Below are 16,493 nucleotides of genomic sequence, written 5' to 3'. Positions count from 1 at the left end.
CACCGGCGTCTTCCACCCGTCCTCATGGACCCGCCATCCGGGGCCGATGAGGGCGGGTGAAGTCTTCCTGTCGGAGCCGCCTTGCCGGACCTTCTGCCCATCCTCGATCCCCGTCCCCTCCGGGACCTCCTGGAGATGGGGGCGGAACCGGGCCTGGTGACGGAGCTGATCGGGCTGCTGGAGGCGGATGTCCCCGCCCGGATAGGCGCCCTGCGGAAAGCCCTGGAGCGCGAGGACGGCGACGCCGCGATCCCGGAGGCCCACCAGCTGAAGGGAGCTTTGGGGACCATGGGGTTCCAGCGCTTCGCCGAGCTGGGCCACCGGATGGAGGAGCACCTCCGCGCTGGTGAGTGGGAGGCCGCGCGGAACCTCCTGGAGGCGTTCCCCGACGCTTACGGGGAAGCGCTGGCCGCGATCCGGGCGGCCTTTCCGGAAGCCTGACCGTCCCTCTACCAGACCAGCCGCTCGTCCTGGGCCAGCAGGCTGACCCGGTGGTCGCCCAGGGCCTGGAGCTGAGGCAGCATGGTGGCCTTGTCGCCGGGGGTGAGGTGGTAGATCCTCACGGGCACGTCGCGGGTGAGTTTCCGGAGCTCGGTTCCGAGCATGGCGGGGGTCAGGTGCTTGGAGGCTTCGGCAAGTCCTGTCTGCTCGTTGGGGAAGCTGGCTTCCGTGATGACCATGCGCAGGTTGGTCGTGGCGTTGGCTTCCGCCCAGATGCGATCCGTCCTCGCGGTGTCGCTGGTGAAGATGAAGGCATCCTTCCCGTCGTCGACTTTGTAGCCGACGCAGGGGACCAGGTGGTTCACGCGGATGGGCGTGATGGCCAGGCCGCAGACGCGGTAGGTGCGTTCCGGCTCGATCTCCGTGTAGCGGATGGTGGGATCGTTGGGGCTGGGGATCACGCTGAAGTCGGGCCACAGCTCGTCATTGAAGAGGTGGCGCCGCAGCACGTCGAGGGTCTCCGGCAGGGCGTGGATCTCCACGGCCTCGTGGGTGTGCCCGAAGATGTTCTTGGTGAAGAAGGGCAGGGTGCAGATGTGGTCCAGGTGCGAGTGGCTGAGGAACACATGCTGGATGGCCACCTGCTCGGCCACCGTGAGGGCCGCGGTCAGCGAGCCGGCATCGATGGCCACGCAGCCGTTGACGAGCAGGCCCGTGAGGCGCTCACCCTCGACCTCTCCGCCGCTGCAGCCCAGGACCCTGAGTTCCATCGCCCCTCGGTGTAAGTGGACTCATCATACGAAAAAGGGACGCCGGAGGCGCCCCTTTTTCGTCGCGGAGGCCGGTGCTAGAAGCGGATGCCGCCGTAGATGCCGATCTGCACCTGCGGAGCCAGGGCCTCGCTCAGGTCCTTGTAGGTGGCCGTGGTGTCCTTCTTGGTGAGGGGCGCGGCCACTTCCAGCGTGAAGAAGGGGCTGACGATGGGGGTCGGGATGCTGAAGCCCACGTTCACGCGGGCCCAGGGGCGGCCCAGGGTGCTGTCTGTGCTGGCGCCCGCGGTGGGGCGGAAGGTGAGGCTCTCGGACCGGTATTCCACGCCGGCGCCCACGTTCACCAGGAGCTTCCAGTTCACCATGGCGCCCACGGCCCAGTACTGGTTCTCCAACTCGCCGTACTTGGTGCCGCCGTAGGTCAGATCGCCGGTGGTCTTGTTGTGCCAGGTGGCGTTCAGCTGGAGGGCGGCCACCTTCAGGTCCACGATGTCGAAGCCGCCGCGAATGGCGAAGCCCGTGGGGCTCACGGCATCGTACTTCTGGCCCGTGCCGAAGGAAGCGGCCTGGGCCTTGCCCACCTGCTTGTCCAGCAGCACGCCGACCTCGCCGGCGGAGGCCGGGAGGGCGGTCATGGCGGCCAGCGCCGCGAGTGAAAGCAGTTGCCTGCGCATAGGGTCCCCCAATCCGGCAGATATGGCATCATCGGGCCTTCGGTGGCTGTGGTCAACCTCCGCCGGTCCCGGCATCTTGTTAACCTCAGGTCATGCGGGCCCACCTTCGCTTCCTGATCCTGGACGGCTTCGACCCCGATACGGGCGAACTCGCCCTGCGGGTAGCCTTCCAGTCCGGACCGGAGCCCGGCATGGACCTGATCCGCCTGCACCTGCACCTGGGCAGGGCCGGCAACGCGCTGGACCCCCTGAGCCGCCAGCTGCGGACGCACGTGCAGATGCCGGTGCCCCCCCTCTGGGAACACGGCCTCAAGACCATCATCCACGCCATCGAGGAGGAGCTGCCCGGGGCCGAGGGACGCAATCCCCTGCGCTACCTATGGGTGAGGACCCAGCTGCTCCATCCGGCCGAGGCGGCGCGTTCCACGCCGAACCATCCCGTGGCCCGCCAGGTGGAGATCCTGCGGGACTGGGCGAATCGTCTGGACCAGGAGGGCCAGGCCCTCCGGGCCGCCGAGGTCCTGGATCGCCTGCTGCTCCTCGCGCCCAAGGATGTCGCCAGCCTCTCCTACCTGACCACCTTCTTCCGCGACCAGGGCATGGCGGAGGAGATGGCGGCCGTGGCCGAGCGGTGGGTCAAGGCCGAGCCCGGGCGCCTGGAGGCCCAGCTCCGTCTGGGTGAGGCCCACCTGCGCCTGGGGCGCGCGCGGGAGGCCCGGGCGGCCTTCGAGGCCGTCTTGAAAGCCCAGCCGGTCCACCTGCTGGGCCACCTCGGCATGGCCCAGGCCCTTGGAATGCTGGGGGGCAATCCCTTCCCGCACCTGGACGCGGCCCAGGAGCTGGATCCCGCCGCCACGGCTTCGGTGCTGCGGGAGACCTTCGACTACCGGCTGCTGGAGCCCCCGGCCGGGGACCGGGCCCATCCCCTGGATGCCCTGCCGCCCCTTCTCGGCGTGTCCGGCGCCGAGGTCCAGGACTTCCTCCAGTTCCTGGGCCTGCCCCTCACGGGGCCCGAGAGCACGGTGCGCGAATCGGAGCTGGCCCGGTGGGTGGGCGTGATGAACCGCTACGCCCTGCTGCCCGGAGGCCTCAACTGGTCGGCCCCCACGCCCAGGCGCCTGCCCGACCTGGTCTAGGCGTTGCCAGCTGTCAGTGACGGACCGGTGACGGCGGACCGCTAAGATGGGCGTTTCGACTCTGGAGGCTTCATGGCCGTCGTGTTGAGCACCGATCTCCCCTTTCCCGTCTTCCGCCGGGGCAAGGTCCGGGACGTGTATGACCTGGGCAATCAGCTGCTCATCGTGGCCACGGACCGCATCAGCGCCTTTGACTGCGTGATGCCCGAGGGCATCCCGGACAAGGGGCGCATCCTCACGGCGGTGGCGGCCTACTGGTTCGAGGCCACCGGGGACCTGGTGCCCAACCACTTCCGCGGCAATCCCGCCTGGCCGGCGGCCCTGGAACCCTACCGCGAGGCCCTGGCCGGCCGTGCCGTGGTGGTGGAGAAGACGCGGCCCATGCCCGTGGAGTGCGTGGTGCGCGGCTACCTGGCGGGCAGCGGCTGGAAGGAATACCAGAGCGGCCAGTCCGTCTGCGGCGTGCCGCTGCCGGCGGGCCTGCGCCTGGCGGATCGCCTGCCCGAGCCCATCTTCACGCCCGCCACCAAGGAGGAGGAAGGGCACGACGAGAACATCAGCTTCGAGCGCATGGCGGAGATCGTGGGCGCGGAGCTGGCAGCACGGCTGCGGGACCTGAGCCTGGCCCTCTACCGGCGCGGCGCGGAGCTGGCGGCCCAGAAGGGCATCCTGCTGGCGGATACGAAATTCGAGTTTGGGCTGAGCGAGGGCGGCGAGCTGATCCTCATCGACGAGGCCCTCACGCCGGACAGCAGCCGCTACTGGCTGGCGGACACCTGGGCGCCGGGGAAGAACCCGCCCAGCCTGGACAAGCAGTTCCTGCGGGATTACCTGGAGACGCTTCCGGGCTGGGACAAGCAGCCGCCTGCACCCCACTTGCCGGCCGAGATCATCGAAGGCATCCGGGCCCGATATCTGGACTTGGCGGCCCGGTTCGGCGTGCAGGTCTGATCAGGGTCCGACCGGGCCCGCGAGGACTCCGGTCCGGATGCGGGCCGGGTCCAGCCACCGGCGGAGCCCCTGGTTCAGGGTCTCGACCGAGAGCGCCTGCACGCGCGCGGGGGAGACCGACCCTCCCCGCGCCTCGGCTAGGGCCTCCGCCACCTGGGCTTCCGGGTGGAGGGTGATGAGGGCGCGGCTTTCGGACCAGGCGGCCTGGGCGCGGTGGAGGTCCGCCTCAGTGAAACCGCGCTGACGGATGGCCTGGAGGCGCTCCAGCATGGAAGTCTCGGCGCTGGCCGCGGATCCGGAGGGGTCCGCCTCCAGCTCGCCCACCAGATTCCGGCTCTCCAATCGGAGCTGCGCAGGAGCCAGGGCCGGGTCTCCGGGGAGGAGCAGGGCGAGAAGCGCCGCCGATTCCGGATCCAGGTCCTCCGGTTGGGCCGCCACCGCCATGGCCAGGAGGGCGGGCCGAGGGCTCCGGACCAGGATCCGGGGAGCTTGCGGGGCCGCGGGAGCGGAGGCCGATGCGGTGGCGGCCTGGGTGGGGGTTTGGGTGGGGGTCTGGGCGTCGGCGGTCGTCTTGGCGGTGGCCTGGGCGGTGGCGGGGACCGGCGGCGGCGCCTGGACCGTCCAGGTGCCGAAGCTGAGGAGCACGAGGCGCTTGGCCTGCTCCAGGCCGAGGTCGCCCTGGAGGATCAGCACCGCCCGATCGGGCCTCAGCGCGCGGGCGTAGAAGGCCAGCAGGTCCGGGTGGTTGATGGCGCTCAGGTGGTCAAGCGTGGGGGCCTGGAGGGTCCAGTCCGGTTCCAGCAGCAGGCGCAGCTTGGCCCGGGGAGAGGCCTCCAGGCGCTCCGTCTCTCGCCAGCTGGCGAGGCGGTCGGTCTCGAGGGTGAGGGAAGTGGCCACCGAGCGGAAGGCGCGATCGGCCAGCAGGCCCAGGGCCAGGTCCTGATCGCGGCTCCGGGCCAGAAGGTTCCAAGAGAGCCCGTCCGCCCGGAGGGCGGGAACCAGCTCGATGCCAGCCCCGGCCAGGAGCTGCTCGAACTCGTCGACGCCGAAGGCGCCTGCGTCCGAATGCCCCAGGACGCGCAGGGCCAGGGCGGCCAGGCCCGGGTGGACTGTCTCCAGGTCGCGGCTCAGGAGTACGTTCAGGCGGGCCCGGACCAGGGGGCGCTCGTGGTCCTCCAGAAGGACCACGCGCATCCCGTTGGGCAGGCTGAAGGTCTGAGGCCGGATCGAGGTCTGGGCCTGCCCCGGGAGGGTGAGGGTGATCGCGGCCAGGGCCGCCAGGGGTCTCATCGCTTCTCCGGTGTGAGCTGGGCTTCCAGGAGCTTGAGGGTCCGGCGGCGCTCGTCGAGGCTGAGCATGCGGAGCTGGCGGAGCCCCTCCGAGACCAGGTGTTCCCGCTGAGCCAGGTCTTCGATGCGGGTGGCCGCGAGGGCCTTCAGCACCCGCGCCGTCTCTGCCTCCAGGGGATCCTGGCTCTCGTCCGTGCCCGACTGCAGCCAGAGGGTGGTCCGGTGGCTCGGGTTCAGCCAAGTCCGGGTGGCCAGCTGGACCGTCTCCGGCCCCAGGTTCCGCAGGCGCTGGACCTCCTGCTCCGCCTGCCGCCAGTCCCCGGCCTCCACCCAGGCGCGCGCCAGGGTCCGGGCGAGGGCTCCCGGCTCGTCCTGGATCCGGAGCTGCTCCACGTCGATCTGGGTCAAGGCACGCTGCCACTCGTCCGTGGGGATGGGTTCCTGCTGGAGCCGCAGGATCTCCGTGTGCAGGGCGCCTTCGAGCTCCGCGAGGCTGTGGCCTTCCGATGGCACGGCGCGGACCACCAGCAGGCCGGGCAGGCGGCCCCCCGGAACATCCATCCAGACCTCGGCGGACTGGGCCACGGCCTTCTGGCGCACCAGCCGCTGGGCCAGGCGGCCCGAGGGCCCCTCCAGGAGGCGAGCGGCCATGCGCAGGGCCAGGTGGTCCCGATGCGGGCGCGCCGGGATGCGCCAGCCCACCAGCAGGGCGGGGGTCCCGCCCAGGCTGGCCTGGATGCGCCGGTCGCCGAGGTCCGCGGGGATTTCCGGCAGGAGGGGATCCTCCGTGGAGGCGCTGGCCGCGCCGGCGGGCAGGGTTCCGAAGGTCCGCTCCACGAGGGGCAGGACCGTGTCCATGCTGAGGCCGCCCACCAGCACCACCGTGAGCTGATCCGGCCGGCAGGCGCGACGGGCCCAGGCCTGGAGGTCCGAGCGGCGCATGGCCTCCAGGGCGGGAAGGTGGTCCGCCAGGTCGCGGCCGTACGGGTGGCCGGGCAGGGCGGCGCCCTGGATCATCGGCAGGCCCTGGGGGCCCCGGGACCGCAGCTCCGCCGCCAGGGCGGCGCGGGCCTCGGAGAACCGGCTGAGTTGGAGGACCGTCAGCCGCTGGGCCTCGGTGCGGCACCAGAACTCGAAGTCCGCGGCGGGGAGTTCAGCCTGGACCAGCAGGGCATCGGCCCCGGCGGTGGCCGTCTGGTGTCCGCCGCGGGCTGCGTAGAGATCCGCGAGGGGCGAGGTGGAGTAGCGGGCCCGAACGGCCTGGTGCAGGGTCCAGAGGCTGGCTCCCAGGGCCTGCGCCTGGGTCGCGGCTTCGGGGGCCTTCCGCTGATGGAGCCGCTCCAGCCGCAGGGCCTCCAGCAGGCCCTCCTCCTCCTTGAGCAGGGCGTCGAGCGAACCGCCCCCCTTGGCCGGGTCCAGGTCCTCGGGCCAGGTGGCGCCGTAGAGGGCCCGGGCCAGCAGATCCGTGGCGCCCGCCAACGGCGGGGGTTCCTCCGCCCGGCCGCCCCGGAAGACCAGGGCCGCATGGAAGGCGGTCACGGCCCGCCGCTCCACCACCAGGAGCCGGACGCCGTTCGCCAGGCGCCGCTCCTGCACGTCCTCCGTGTGGGGGTCGAGGAGGGGCGCCTGGGCGCTCAGGCCGAGGACGGCAAGAAGGGGCAGGACCAGGCGTCGCATGGCCCCCAGGGTACTACTTCACCCGGATGCTGCCGTTGGTGGTTTCGAGCCGGATCTGCTGCGCCCGGCCGGGCACCTTCACGTGGGCGCTGTGCTTGGTGACCTCGACGATCTGCGCGCCCGGGACCTTGACGTCCATGGAGCCGTTGCTGTTCTCGGCCATCAGCTCGCCCGTGGCTTTGCCCAGCTCCACCTCGATGCTGCCGTTGGTGGATTCCAGGTAGATGCCTTCGCCCCAGCCGTCCAGGTTCCGGGCCCGGACGCTGCCGTTGGTGGTTTCCAGGCGGATGCCGCCGGCCACGTCCTCGAGGACGATGCGCCCGTTGGTGGTGCCGCCCTTGATCCGGGCCGCCAGGTTCCGGGCCTCGATGGGGCCGTTGGTGGTGTCCGCCTGGACCTCGCCCCGCACGTCCGCGACCAGGATGGCACCGTTGGTGGCCTCGCAGCGGGCGTAGCCCTCGAGGTGCTCCACGGCCACGGTGCCGTTGGTGGTGCGGAAATAGCCCAGGACCCGACGGGGCACCTGGAGCGTCATCTCGCAGCGGGGGCTGATGTAGACGCCGAAGCTCCAGGAGGGCTGCTGGAACATCGCCTCGATGTCCAGGTCCGGTCCCTTCCGCTGGAGCACCAGCTCCACCCGGCGCTTCTCGCTATCGCGGATCTGGGCCGTGAGGGCGACCTCCTCCTTGTCCCAGCCGGTCACCCGGATGCCGCCGTTGCGGTTCTTCACCCAGAGCTTCGACCCGTAGGCGAGCTTCTCCGTGCGCTGCTCCGTGCGCGAGCCGGAGGGCACGTCCACCCCGATCATCGGAGCCGGGGGCGCCGGCGGGGGGGGCGGTGGCGGCGGAGGGGGAGCCTGGGCCAGCAGGGCGCTCCCGACCAGGAACAGGGGGATCCAACGGCTGGAGACGGTCATGGCGGCTTCCGTGGAGGAAAGAACCAGGGCGGGCCTGGATGTGAAGTTCACGGTAATGCCTCGGGGGCGTTTAGTCACCAGGGCTTGTCCCGGTCCCGGCCGGGGCGGTCAGACCTCAGCTTTTCCTCGGGGCGGGCCCCAGCGTGGACCCCTCGACGATCTTCACCGGGACCACCACGTGCCGGATGGCGTCGCGCTCGATGGCCCCGAGGGCCAGCGCGACGGCCTCGTGGGCGATGGCGGGGATGTCCTGGGCCACGGAGGCGAGCCCCGGATAGAGGTCCACCAGGCCGTCAAAGCCCAGCACGGAGACTTGCTCGGGGACGGCCACGGACAGGTCGGCCAGGGCACCGAGGGCCCCCACGGCCATCTCGTCCGTCGCGCAAAAGATGCCGGTCGGGCGGTGGCCCTGCTGCCAGGCATCCCGCATGAGCCGGTAGCCGCCAAGCACCGAGCCCCCTCCCCGCAGGATGACGGGGGCCAGGGACTGGCCGCCGTGCTCGGCCAGGGCGGCGGTGAAGCCGGCCGCGCGATCCACGGCCCACTGGTGCTCATCGGCCACCGTGAGGTGCAGCAGATCGCGGTGACCCAGGGCGAGGAGGCGCATGGCGGCGAGGCGGCCGCCGCCGATGTCGTCGGGCGCCACGCAGGACACGCCCGGGTGGTGGCCGATGAGCGCGCCCGGAACCCCGCGCCGCCAGAGGGTCGCCAGCCGCTGGTCGATATCGGTGCAATGGAACATCAGCACCGCGTCCAGCCGCCGCCGCACGGGGGTGATGTCCACCGGGAGCTCGATGAACTGGGTGGCGTGCATCTGCATCTCCCGCAGCAGGGCGCGCCAGATGACGTTGAAGTAGGGCGACAGCCGGTTCTCGCCGGCGCCCACCCAGATGCCGAGGGTGTGCTTGCTGCGCCGCGACAGCTCCCGGGCCACGGGATCCGGCTCGTAGCCGAGCTTCTTCATCACGGCGAGGACTGTTTCCCGCGTTTCGGCGGCCACGGTGGGCTTGCCGTTGATGACGCGGCTCACCGTGCCCGTGGAAACACCGGCCTGGCGGGCGATCTCACCGATGGTGATCTTCATGGAGGGCCGCCGGGGAAGGAGCGCATGAGAAGGGAAGGGACCACCCATGAATAGCGTTCGGTCATCCAGGCGTCAATCCAGGCAGTCCAAGGCGCGGGCCGCGCCGTAGAGGCTCAGGTCGTAGTTCCGGGTGATGAAGACCGGTGTTTCCCGGGCGAGGGCGTCGATGTGCGGGCGGTAGTTCCGCTCGAACCGGGCCATGAAGCGGCCACCCTCCAAGAACCGGTCCAGGTTCTTGGCGGCGATGCCCCCGGCCAGGAAGAGCCCCCCCGTGGGCAGGAACGCGGCGCAGAGCTCGGCGCAGACCCGGGCATAGAGGTCCACGAACATCGCCATGGCGCGGGCGCAGGCCGGATCCGAGCCGGCGCGGGCGGAGATGGCCGCGGGCCGGTCTGCAGGGGGAAGGTCCAGCAGGCCGGCGGTTCCAGCCGTCTCCGTCGCGCGCCCGGAGTCGAGGAGGAAGCGGAGGATGCGCGCCAGGCCTTGTCCGGAGACGGCCAGCTCGGCGCCCGGTGGGCCAGGCAAGCCGTCGGCCAGGTGCTTCCAGAGGGCCAGGGAGTCCTCGTCGAACACAGGCAGGCCGATGTGCCCCCCTTCGCTGGGATAGGCCCGCGCGCCCTGGGGCGTCCGCAGGATGAAGCCCACGCCGAGGCCCGTGCCGGCGCCCACCACCAAGGCGAGGCCTCGGGGGTCCGCCTTGGGGAGGCTGCCGTCGCCGTGGGGAAGGGGGAGGACCTGGCCGGCGTCCGAGAGGTCCAGCTCGAGCACGCCGCAGGACAGGGCGGTGAAGTCGTTGATCAGGCGGACCGGGATGCCCAGCGCCTGTTCCAGCTCGACGCCGTCCATGTCCCAGGGGGCATTGGTGAGGTGGATGCGGCGATCGAGGACCGGGCCTGCCCCGGACAGGCACGCCCGGACTGGGCGGACGGCCGGCTCGGAGGCGAGGAACCGCCGGATGGGGCCGAGGATGGATGGCTCGTCCTGGGTGCTGAAGCGTTCCTTCCGGTGGAGGCGGTAGCCGGATCCACCGGGCGCCAGCAGGGCCAGGCTGAGGTTGGTGCCGCCCACGTCCGCCACCAGGATGAGGTTGTCAACGGTTGCATCCACTGAATATCACCTCAGCAGGTCCCAAGAGTGGAGACAGGACCGCCCCTTTACGCCATGGCGGCCGGCCAGGATCAGATTGTCCCCTCCCAGGCGGGGCGTCCACTGGATCCCATGAGATGGCCCGGACGGATCGGGATGGCCCCCAGGTGCGCGATGGTGATCGAAACCAGCCTGGATGCTGCGTTGCATGCGAGTCGTCAAAAAGTTCCCCCTCCCCTGAATTCCTTTCTTGACACGCCCATGACACCAGTCGACCATACCTGCGACTTCCTTGTAACCGTTTACACACACCTCGACGCCCCACCCCTGTCCCCATCCATGTTTCCCCCAGTTACCCAGGAAAAGCACACCACGGATATCGATTTGTAACCGGTTACATCGAGTTCAGCCAGCCACCCGCCTTGTCCTCAATCCAGAAAGGAACTCAGACCATGCCCGTCCGGGATACCGTCGCCCCCCCGATCCCAGGCACCGAATGGTGGCGCGGGGCGGCGGTCTACCAGATCTACCCCCGGAGCTTCCAGGACACGAACGGGGATGGCATCGGCGACCTTCCGGGCATCACCGCCCACCTGGCCCATGTGGCCGGCCTGGGTGTGGACGCCATCTGGATCTCGCCCTTCTTCACGTCCCCCATGAAGGACTTCGGCTACGACGTGTCGAACTACCGGGACGTGGATCCCACCTTCGGCACGCTGGCGGACTTCGACCGGCTGGTGGCCGAGGCGCACCACCTGGGCCTGAAGGTGCTCATCGACCAGGTGCTGTCCCATTCCTCCGACCAGCACGCATGGTTCAAGGAGAGCCGCGCCAGCCGCGCCAATCCCAAGGCGGATTGGTACGTCTGGGCCGAGGCCAAGGCGGACGGCACGCCGCCCAACAACTGGCAGTCGGTCTTCGGCGGTTCCGCCTGGACCTGGGAGCCCCGTCGGCGGCAGTACTACCTCCACAACTTCCTGGAGTCTCAGCCGGACCTGAACTTCCACCATGAGCCCGTGCAGGCTCAGCTGCTCGAGGAAGTGCGCTTCTGGATGGAACGCGGCGTGGACGGCTTCCGCTTCGACGCCTGCAACTTCCACTTCCACGACCAGCGGCTGCGGAACAACCCGGCGGCCCGGCCCGGATCGGTGGAGCTCACCTCCGTCCAGGAGGGCAACCCCTACGGGCGGCAGATCCACCGCTACGACAAGACCCAGCCGGAGAACCTGGGGTTCCTGAAGCGCCTCCGGACGCTGCTGGACCAGTACGGGGCCATGAGCGTGGGCGAGATCGGGGATGAAGGGGCCCTCACCACCATGGCCGAGTACACCGCAGATGGCGACAAGCTGCACATGGCCTATGGCTTCAGCCTCTTCACGGACGAGTTCAGCGCCGGGCGCATCCGATCCGTGGTGGAGGAGTTCGAGCGCCGCGTCCGTCGCGGCGGCGGGTGGGGCTGCTGGTCGCTCTCCAACCACGACAGCGTCCGGGTGGTCACCCGCTGGGGCAAGGGCGTGGATGATCCCGCCTTCCCGAAGTTGCTGCTGGCGGTGCTGGGCGCGCTACGGGGGAGCTTCTGCATCTACCAGGGCGAGGAGCTGGGCCTCCCGGAGGCCGAAGTGCCCTTCGACCGCCTCATCGACCCGTACGGCATTACCTTCTGGCCCGACTTCAAGGGCCGGGATGGCTGCCGCACGCCCATGCCCTGGACCAGCGAGGCGCCGCGGGGCGGGTTCTCAACCGTGGAACCCTGGCTGCCCATGTTCCCGGATCACCTGCGCCGTTCCGTGGCGGCCCAGGCTTCCGACCCCGATTCGGTGCTGGGCTTCTATCAGCGCTTCCTCGCCTGGCGGAAAGGCTTCGAGTCCCTCCGGCGCGGGACCATCCGGTTCCAGCGCACCTCCGAGCCCCTCCTGGCCTTCCGCCGCGAAGCCGGGGACGAGTGCATCCTGGCGGCCTTCAACCTGAGCCCCGGCCCCATCAGCCACAAGGTTCCCCGTTCCGTCCAGCCCCTCGATGGGCATGGCCTCCCGGCCTGCCGCCTCGAAGGCCGGACCCTCCACCTTCCCCCTTGGGGAGGGTTCTTCGGCCGCATGGCCTGACCCCATGCGCCGGCCCTCCCTCCGCAAGCTTCCCACCCAACCCGCCGCCCCCGCGGCTTCTCCCACTGGAGGCAAGACCATGAAGTCTCTCTCCCTCATCAAGGCCGCGCTGCCCTTGGCGCTGGCCTGCGGACCGCTCCTCGCGCAGGACGTGGTCGAAATCCACGGCTACACCCGCATGGGCGTCGGCCGGTCGTCGAACGGCGGTGAGCAGGTGTCGTTCTTCATGGCCAACACCGGTGGCGCCCCCACCAACGGCCCCGGCTACCGTCTCGGCAACGAGACCGACAACTACCTCGAGCTGGCCGTGGACGTGAAGGCCTACGAGAAGGGCAACACCACCTTCAAGCTGCACTTCCGCCCGACATTCCGCCAGTACTACCAGGTGCGCGACGCGTCGACCGACGCGGGCGGCAACGTGGACAACAGCAAGGTCGCCAACCCCAACCAGATGGTCTACCTCCGTGAGACCTGGGGCGAGGCCACGGGCATCTTCGGCAACAGCGGCCCCTTCAAGGACGCCTCCCTGTGGGCCGGCCGGCGCTTCTACATGCGCCAGGACCTCCACCTGCGGGACCAGTGGTACTGGAACAACAGCGGCGACGGCGTGGGCATCGAGAACATCGACTTCGGCGCCCTCAAGCTCCACTACGCCTACATCCAGCACGACACCGGCAACATGGGCAGCGATTGGAACAATGGCGCCATCATGGGCACCGTGAATCCCTACAGCCAGTGGGTGGGCGGCGGCGGCCACACGATCGTGGGCTCCCACGACCTGCGTGTGTCCGACATCAAGCTTTGGGAAGGCGGATCGCTGACCTTCGGCGTGCAGTTCAACGATGCCCGCACGAAGACCGGCTACGAGAACGACGGCAACAAGAACAACGGCATCCAGTACAACCTGATCGTCAACCAGTCGGGCGTCCTCGGCGGCGACAACCGCGTCTACGCGACGTGGGGCAACGGCTCCACCTACTGGAACTGGTACAACCCCGACGTGAAGACCGAGAACAACTGGTGGCACGTCATGGACATCTTCTACATCAAGCCGGTGGCCAACCTCGAAATGCAGGGCGTGGTGCAGTACCGGAAGCAGAACGGCAAGGGCACCATGGAAAGCACCACGAACGCCTGGACCTCCGTCGGCGTGCGTCCCACCTACTTCTTCACCAAGCACTTCTCCGTGGCCTATGAAGTCGGCTTGGACAAGCTCAAGTTCGACAACGAGAGCGAAGCCCGCAAGCTCCTCAAGAACACCATCGCGCTGCAGTGGAGCCCCCAGGCCTCCTGGTGGAGCCGCCCGGTGATCCGCCTGTTCGCCACCCGCGCGGACTGGAACAAGAACGCCAACAACTGGAACCTGATCGGCGAAGGCCAGTTCGGCACCGCCCTCCAGGGCATGACGTTCGGCGCCCAGGTCGAGGCCTGGTGGTAATGGCCGGCTGACGAAGCGGCCCGTCCTCCGGGGCGGGCCGTTTCCTCACTCCTGACGCAAAGGAACGGATGTGAAGATCCCCCGCCTGATGACGGCCACGGCCCTGCTCGCCTACCTCCTGGTGGGTGGGATGGCCTGCGTCGGCCCCAAATCGAGCGACGCCAGCCGCTATCCGGTGGACACGACCACCATCGCCCCCGGCCAGCAGCTGGAGAACGCGCCCGGCTGGTACCGGGACGCGGTGGTCTATCACGTCTGGGTGAAGGCCTTCGCCGATGGCGCCTACCAGGACGGCATCGGCGACCTTCCCGGCCTCCAGGGCAAGCTGGACTACCTCCAGTCCCTGGGCGTGAACACGATCTGGCTGTCACCGATCTTCGAGTGCGCCTACAAGGGCGACAACATGCACGGGTACGACACGACGGACTACTACGCCGTGAACGACCGCTTCGGCACCCGCGCGGACCTCAAGAACCTCCTCGACGCCGTCCACGGCCGGGGCATGCGGATCCTCTTCGACTTCGTGCCGAACCACACCTCCACGAAGCATCCCTGGTTCACGAACGCCGCCACGCGGGACAGCTGGTACCTCTGGAGCGCCGGCCAGCCTGCGGGCTGGGGCCTCCCCTGGGGCGGCGGCACGCCCCAGGATGTCTGGAAATCCGGCGCCTCCGGGTACTTCTACACCTCCTTCGCCACGGACACTCTGGCGGACCTGAACTTCTACAATCCGGCCGTCCAGGCCGAGATGCGGAAGGTCCAGACCTTCTGGCTGGATCGCGGCTTCGACGGCATGCGGGTGGACGCGGTGCGCTACCTCTGCGAGACCGGCCCCGGCCAGCAGGCGGACCAGCCGGACACCCACGCGCGGCTCCAGGCCTTCCGCGCGCTGCTGGACGAGTATGACAGCGGCGACCTCCATCCCCATCCGGGCGGCGACCCGGCGAAGCACAGCAGCAAGGCGATGATCGCCGAGGCCTGGACCAACGATGCCTCGGGCGTGACGCCCTATTACGGCAACGGCACGAACGAGTTCCACATGTGCCTGGACTTCAGCGCGCCCTGGGCCATCTACAACACCATCAGCCGGGGGGATGCCACGCAGCTGACCTCCCTCTGGGAGTACGAGCAGCGCACCTACCCGGCGGGCTACCGCTCGGCCACCTTCGACTCGAACCACGACAACCTGATCTCGCGGCCCGGAACCCAGTACGGCGGCAGCAAGGCCAAGATCATCCTGGCCGAGGCCCTGAACCTCCTCTCCCCCGGCACACCCATCCTCTACTACGGAAATGAAGTCGGCATGACCGGCCAGTCCGGAGCCGACATCAACCTCCGCCAACCCATGGACTGGGCGGCGGTGACGGCGCAGACGGCCCAGCCTGATTCCATCCTGAGCTGGTGCAGGTACCTCATCCAGGCCCGGAAGACCTACCCGGCCCTGCGCGGCGGCTACGCCACCCTCGCCACCGACGTGGGCACCGGCAAGGCCCTGGCCTACCTGCGGGACGCGGGCACCGAGCGGGTGCTCGTGGTGGCGAATCTCACGGGCACGGCCCAGACCGTCACGGTCTCCGGACTGACGGCCCTCGGCGTGCCCGCCTCCGGTCCCGTGCAGGCCATCCTGGGCGACCTGAAGGGCGTCGGCGCCCTAAGCGGCGACGCCTATGCCGCAGCCAACCTGCCCCCCTACGGTGTCCGCGTGCTCTACGTGGCGGGCACAGGCTTCCAGGGCACCCTCCACGGCGACTTGCCCTGACCTTGCCTGCGGGCCTCTGCGGCCCTATCCATCTGGCTCCACCTTCGTCTCATCCGGAATCCCCATGGCCGACCTCCAATTCAAAGCCCTCCGCAAGTCCTTCGGTGACATCGAGATCCTCCACGGGATCGACCTCGGCATCACCGACGGGGAGTTCGTCGTGTTCGTGGGGCCCTCGGGCTGCGGGAAGTCCACACTCCTGCGCTGCATCGCGGGCCTGGAGGAGATCACCAGCGGCGAACTCTACATCGGAGGCCACCAGGTGAACGAAGTGCCGCCCTCCAAGCGCGGCATCGCCATGGTGTTCCAGAGCTACGCCCTCTATCCCCACATGACCGTGGCCGAGAACATGGCCTTCGGCCTCAAGCTCGCCGGGCGTCCGAAGCAGGAGATCACGGAGGCCGTCCAGCGGGCCGCCCAGATCCTCCAGATCGAACCCCTGCTCGATCGCCGACCGAAGGCGCTGTCGGGGGGACAGCGCCAGCGGGTGGCGATCGGCAGGGCGATCGTGCGGAAGCCCGGCGTCTTTCTCTTCGACGAACCCCTGTCCAACCTGGATGCCGGGCTGCGCGTGCAGATGCGGGTCGAGCTGGCCCGCCTGCACAAGGACTTGGCCACCACCATGGTCTACGTCACCCACGACCAGGTGGAGGCCATGACCCTGGCCGACCGCATCGTGGTCATCAACGAGGGCCGCATCGAGCAGGTGGGCACGCCCCTGGAGCTCTACCGCCGTCCCTCCAACCGCTTCGTGGCCGGCTTCATCGGCTCGCCCAAGATGAACTTCCTCCCCTGCACGCTGGTTGCCGCCACGGAGGCGCTGGCCACGGTGCGGCTGGAGGACGGCACGCAGGTGACCGCCCAGGTCGACGCCCGGGGCCAGGCCGAGGGCGCGGCGCTCACCCTGGCCATCCGCCCGGAGCGCCTCCTGGCCGAGACCGCCTCCGGCGAAGGCACGGCCCGCACGTCCGTCATTGTCTCCGAGCACCTGGGCGACACCGTCTTCCTATACGTCCATGCCCCCGGCGGCCAGGGCCAGCTCACCGTGAAGGCCCTGCCCGAGACCCCCCTCCGGACCGGCGACGAGACCCACCTTCGTTTTCCGGCCAAGCACTGCCACCTGTTCGGCCCGGACGGCCGGGCCTGCACCCGCCTCATCTAGCGTTCCCA

General features: G+C 69.6%; 14 protein-coding genes. 7 read left to right on the top strand and 7 right to left on the bottom strand.

Annotation, left to right across the window (positions count from 1 at the left end):
- Positions 1-81: 81 nt before the first annotated feature.
- The gene (locus MLE42_RS05160) at positions 82-441 is read left to right on the top strand and encodes an Hpt domain-containing protein (protein ID WP_243286807.1); all 360 of its coding nucleotides are present in this window, start codon (positions 82-84) and stop codon (positions 439-441) included.
- Between the two features lie 8 nt (positions 442-449).
- On the opposite strand, the gene MLE42_RS05155 is transcribed toward MLE42_RS05160, so the two are convergent.
- Complete coding sequence (locus MLE42_RS05155) at positions 450-1,211, bottom strand: MBL fold metallo-hydrolase (protein ID WP_243286806.1); 762 nt, start codon at positions 1,209-1,211, stop codon at positions 450-452.
- Positions 1,212-1,288: 77 nt separating this feature from the next.
- The gene (locus MLE42_RS05150) at positions 1,289-1,885 is read right to left on the bottom strand and encodes a hypothetical protein (RefSeq protein ID WP_243286805.1); all 597 of its coding nucleotides are present in this window, start codon (positions 1,883-1,885) and stop codon (positions 1,289-1,291) included.
- 92 nt (positions 1,886-1,977) lie between these two features.
- Between MLE42_RS05150 and MLE42_RS05145 the strand changes: the two genes are divergently transcribed.
- Together MLE42_RS05145 and MLE42_RS05140 are read left to right on the top strand one after the other, a co-directional pair.
- A complete protein-coding gene (locus MLE42_RS05145; RefSeq protein ID WP_243286804.1) occupies positions 1,978-3,021 on the top strand; it encodes a tetratricopeptide repeat protein in 1,044 nt (347 codons plus the stop codon).
- A gap of 72 nt (positions 3,022-3,093) precedes the next feature.
- Positions 3,094-3,972: a phosphoribosylaminoimidazolesuccinocarboxamide synthase gene (locus MLE42_RS05140; RefSeq protein WP_243286803.1), complete on the top strand. Its 879-nt coding sequence runs from the start codon at positions 3,094-3,096 to the stop codon at positions 3,970-3,972.
- Here the strand turns inward: MLE42_RS05140 and MLE42_RS16025 are convergent, their stop codons facing one another.
- The 5 genes from MLE42_RS16025 to MLE42_RS05110 all read right to left on the bottom strand — a co-directional run bounded on the left by MLE42_RS16025 (position 3,973) and on the right by MLE42_RS05110 (position 10,045).
- Entirely contained in the window at positions 3,973-5,262 is a 1,290-nt protein-coding gene (locus MLE42_RS16025) for a M16 family metallopeptidase (protein WP_275975710.1), read from the bottom strand.
- On the bottom strand, positions 5,259-6,938 hold the full coding sequence (locus tag MLE42_RS16020; RefSeq protein ID WP_275975709.1) for a M16 family metallopeptidase: 1,680 nt from the start codon (positions 6,936-6,938) through the stop codon (positions 5,259-5,261). Before MLE42_RS16020 ends, MLE42_RS16025 begins: the two co-directional genes overlap by 4 nt.
- A gap of 13 nt (positions 6,939-6,951) precedes the next feature.
- Positions 6,952-7,854 (bottom strand): DUF4097 family beta strand repeat-containing protein, encoded by a 903-nt coding sequence (locus tag MLE42_RS05120; protein ID WP_243286802.1) that lies wholly within the window; start codon positions 7,852-7,854, stop codon positions 6,952-6,954.
- A 115-nt stretch (positions 7,855-7,969) separates the two neighbouring features.
- Complete coding sequence (locus MLE42_RS05115; RefSeq protein WP_243286801.1) at positions 7,970-8,938, bottom strand: LacI family DNA-binding transcriptional regulator; 969 nt, start codon at positions 8,936-8,938, stop codon at positions 7,970-7,972.
- A gap of 72 nt (positions 8,939-9,010) precedes the next feature.
- The gene (locus tag MLE42_RS05110) at positions 9,011-10,045 is read right to left on the bottom strand and encodes a glucokinase (protein WP_243286800.1); all 1,035 of its coding nucleotides are present in this window, start codon (positions 10,043-10,045) and stop codon (positions 9,011-9,013) included.
- Positions 10,046-10,476: 431 nt separating this feature from the next.
- Here MLE42_RS05110 and MLE42_RS05105 point away from each other — a divergent pair, with 431 nt between their 5' ends.
- The 4 genes from MLE42_RS05105 (at position 10,477) to MLE42_RS05090 (ending at position 16,485) form a co-directional block, all read left to right on the top strand.
- Positions 10,477-12,126 carry an alpha-glucosidase gene (locus tag MLE42_RS05105; RefSeq protein ID WP_243286799.1) on the top strand — a complete coding sequence of 550 codons (1,650 nt, stop codon included), beginning with the start codon at positions 10,477-10,479 and terminating at the stop codon, positions 12,124-12,126.
- 79 nt (positions 12,127-12,205) lie between these two features.
- Entirely contained in the window at positions 12,206-13,564 is a 1,359-nt protein-coding gene (locus MLE42_RS05100; protein WP_243286798.1) for a maltoporin, read from the top strand.
- A gap of 70 nt (positions 13,565-13,634) precedes the next feature.
- Positions 13,635-15,323, top strand: a complete 1,689-nt coding sequence (locus MLE42_RS05095) for an alpha-amylase family glycosyl hydrolase (protein ID WP_243286797.1) — start codon at positions 13,635-13,637, stop codon at positions 15,321-15,323.
- A gap of 64 nt (positions 15,324-15,387) precedes the next feature.
- Positions 15,388-16,485, top strand: a complete 1,098-nt coding sequence (locus MLE42_RS05090) for an ABC transporter ATP-binding protein (protein ID WP_243286796.1) — start codon at positions 15,388-15,390, stop codon at positions 16,483-16,485.
- Positions 16,486-16,493: the final 8 nt, after the last annotated feature.

The sequence above is a fragment of the Geothrix terrae genome, from assembly GCF_022808775.1.
GTDB lineage: Bacteria > Acidobacteriota > Holophagae > Holophagales > Holophagaceae > Geothrix > Geothrix terrae.
The sequence above is the reverse complement of the archived record's forward strand: the minus strand, read 5'-3'. Positions and strand labels throughout refer to the sequence as shown.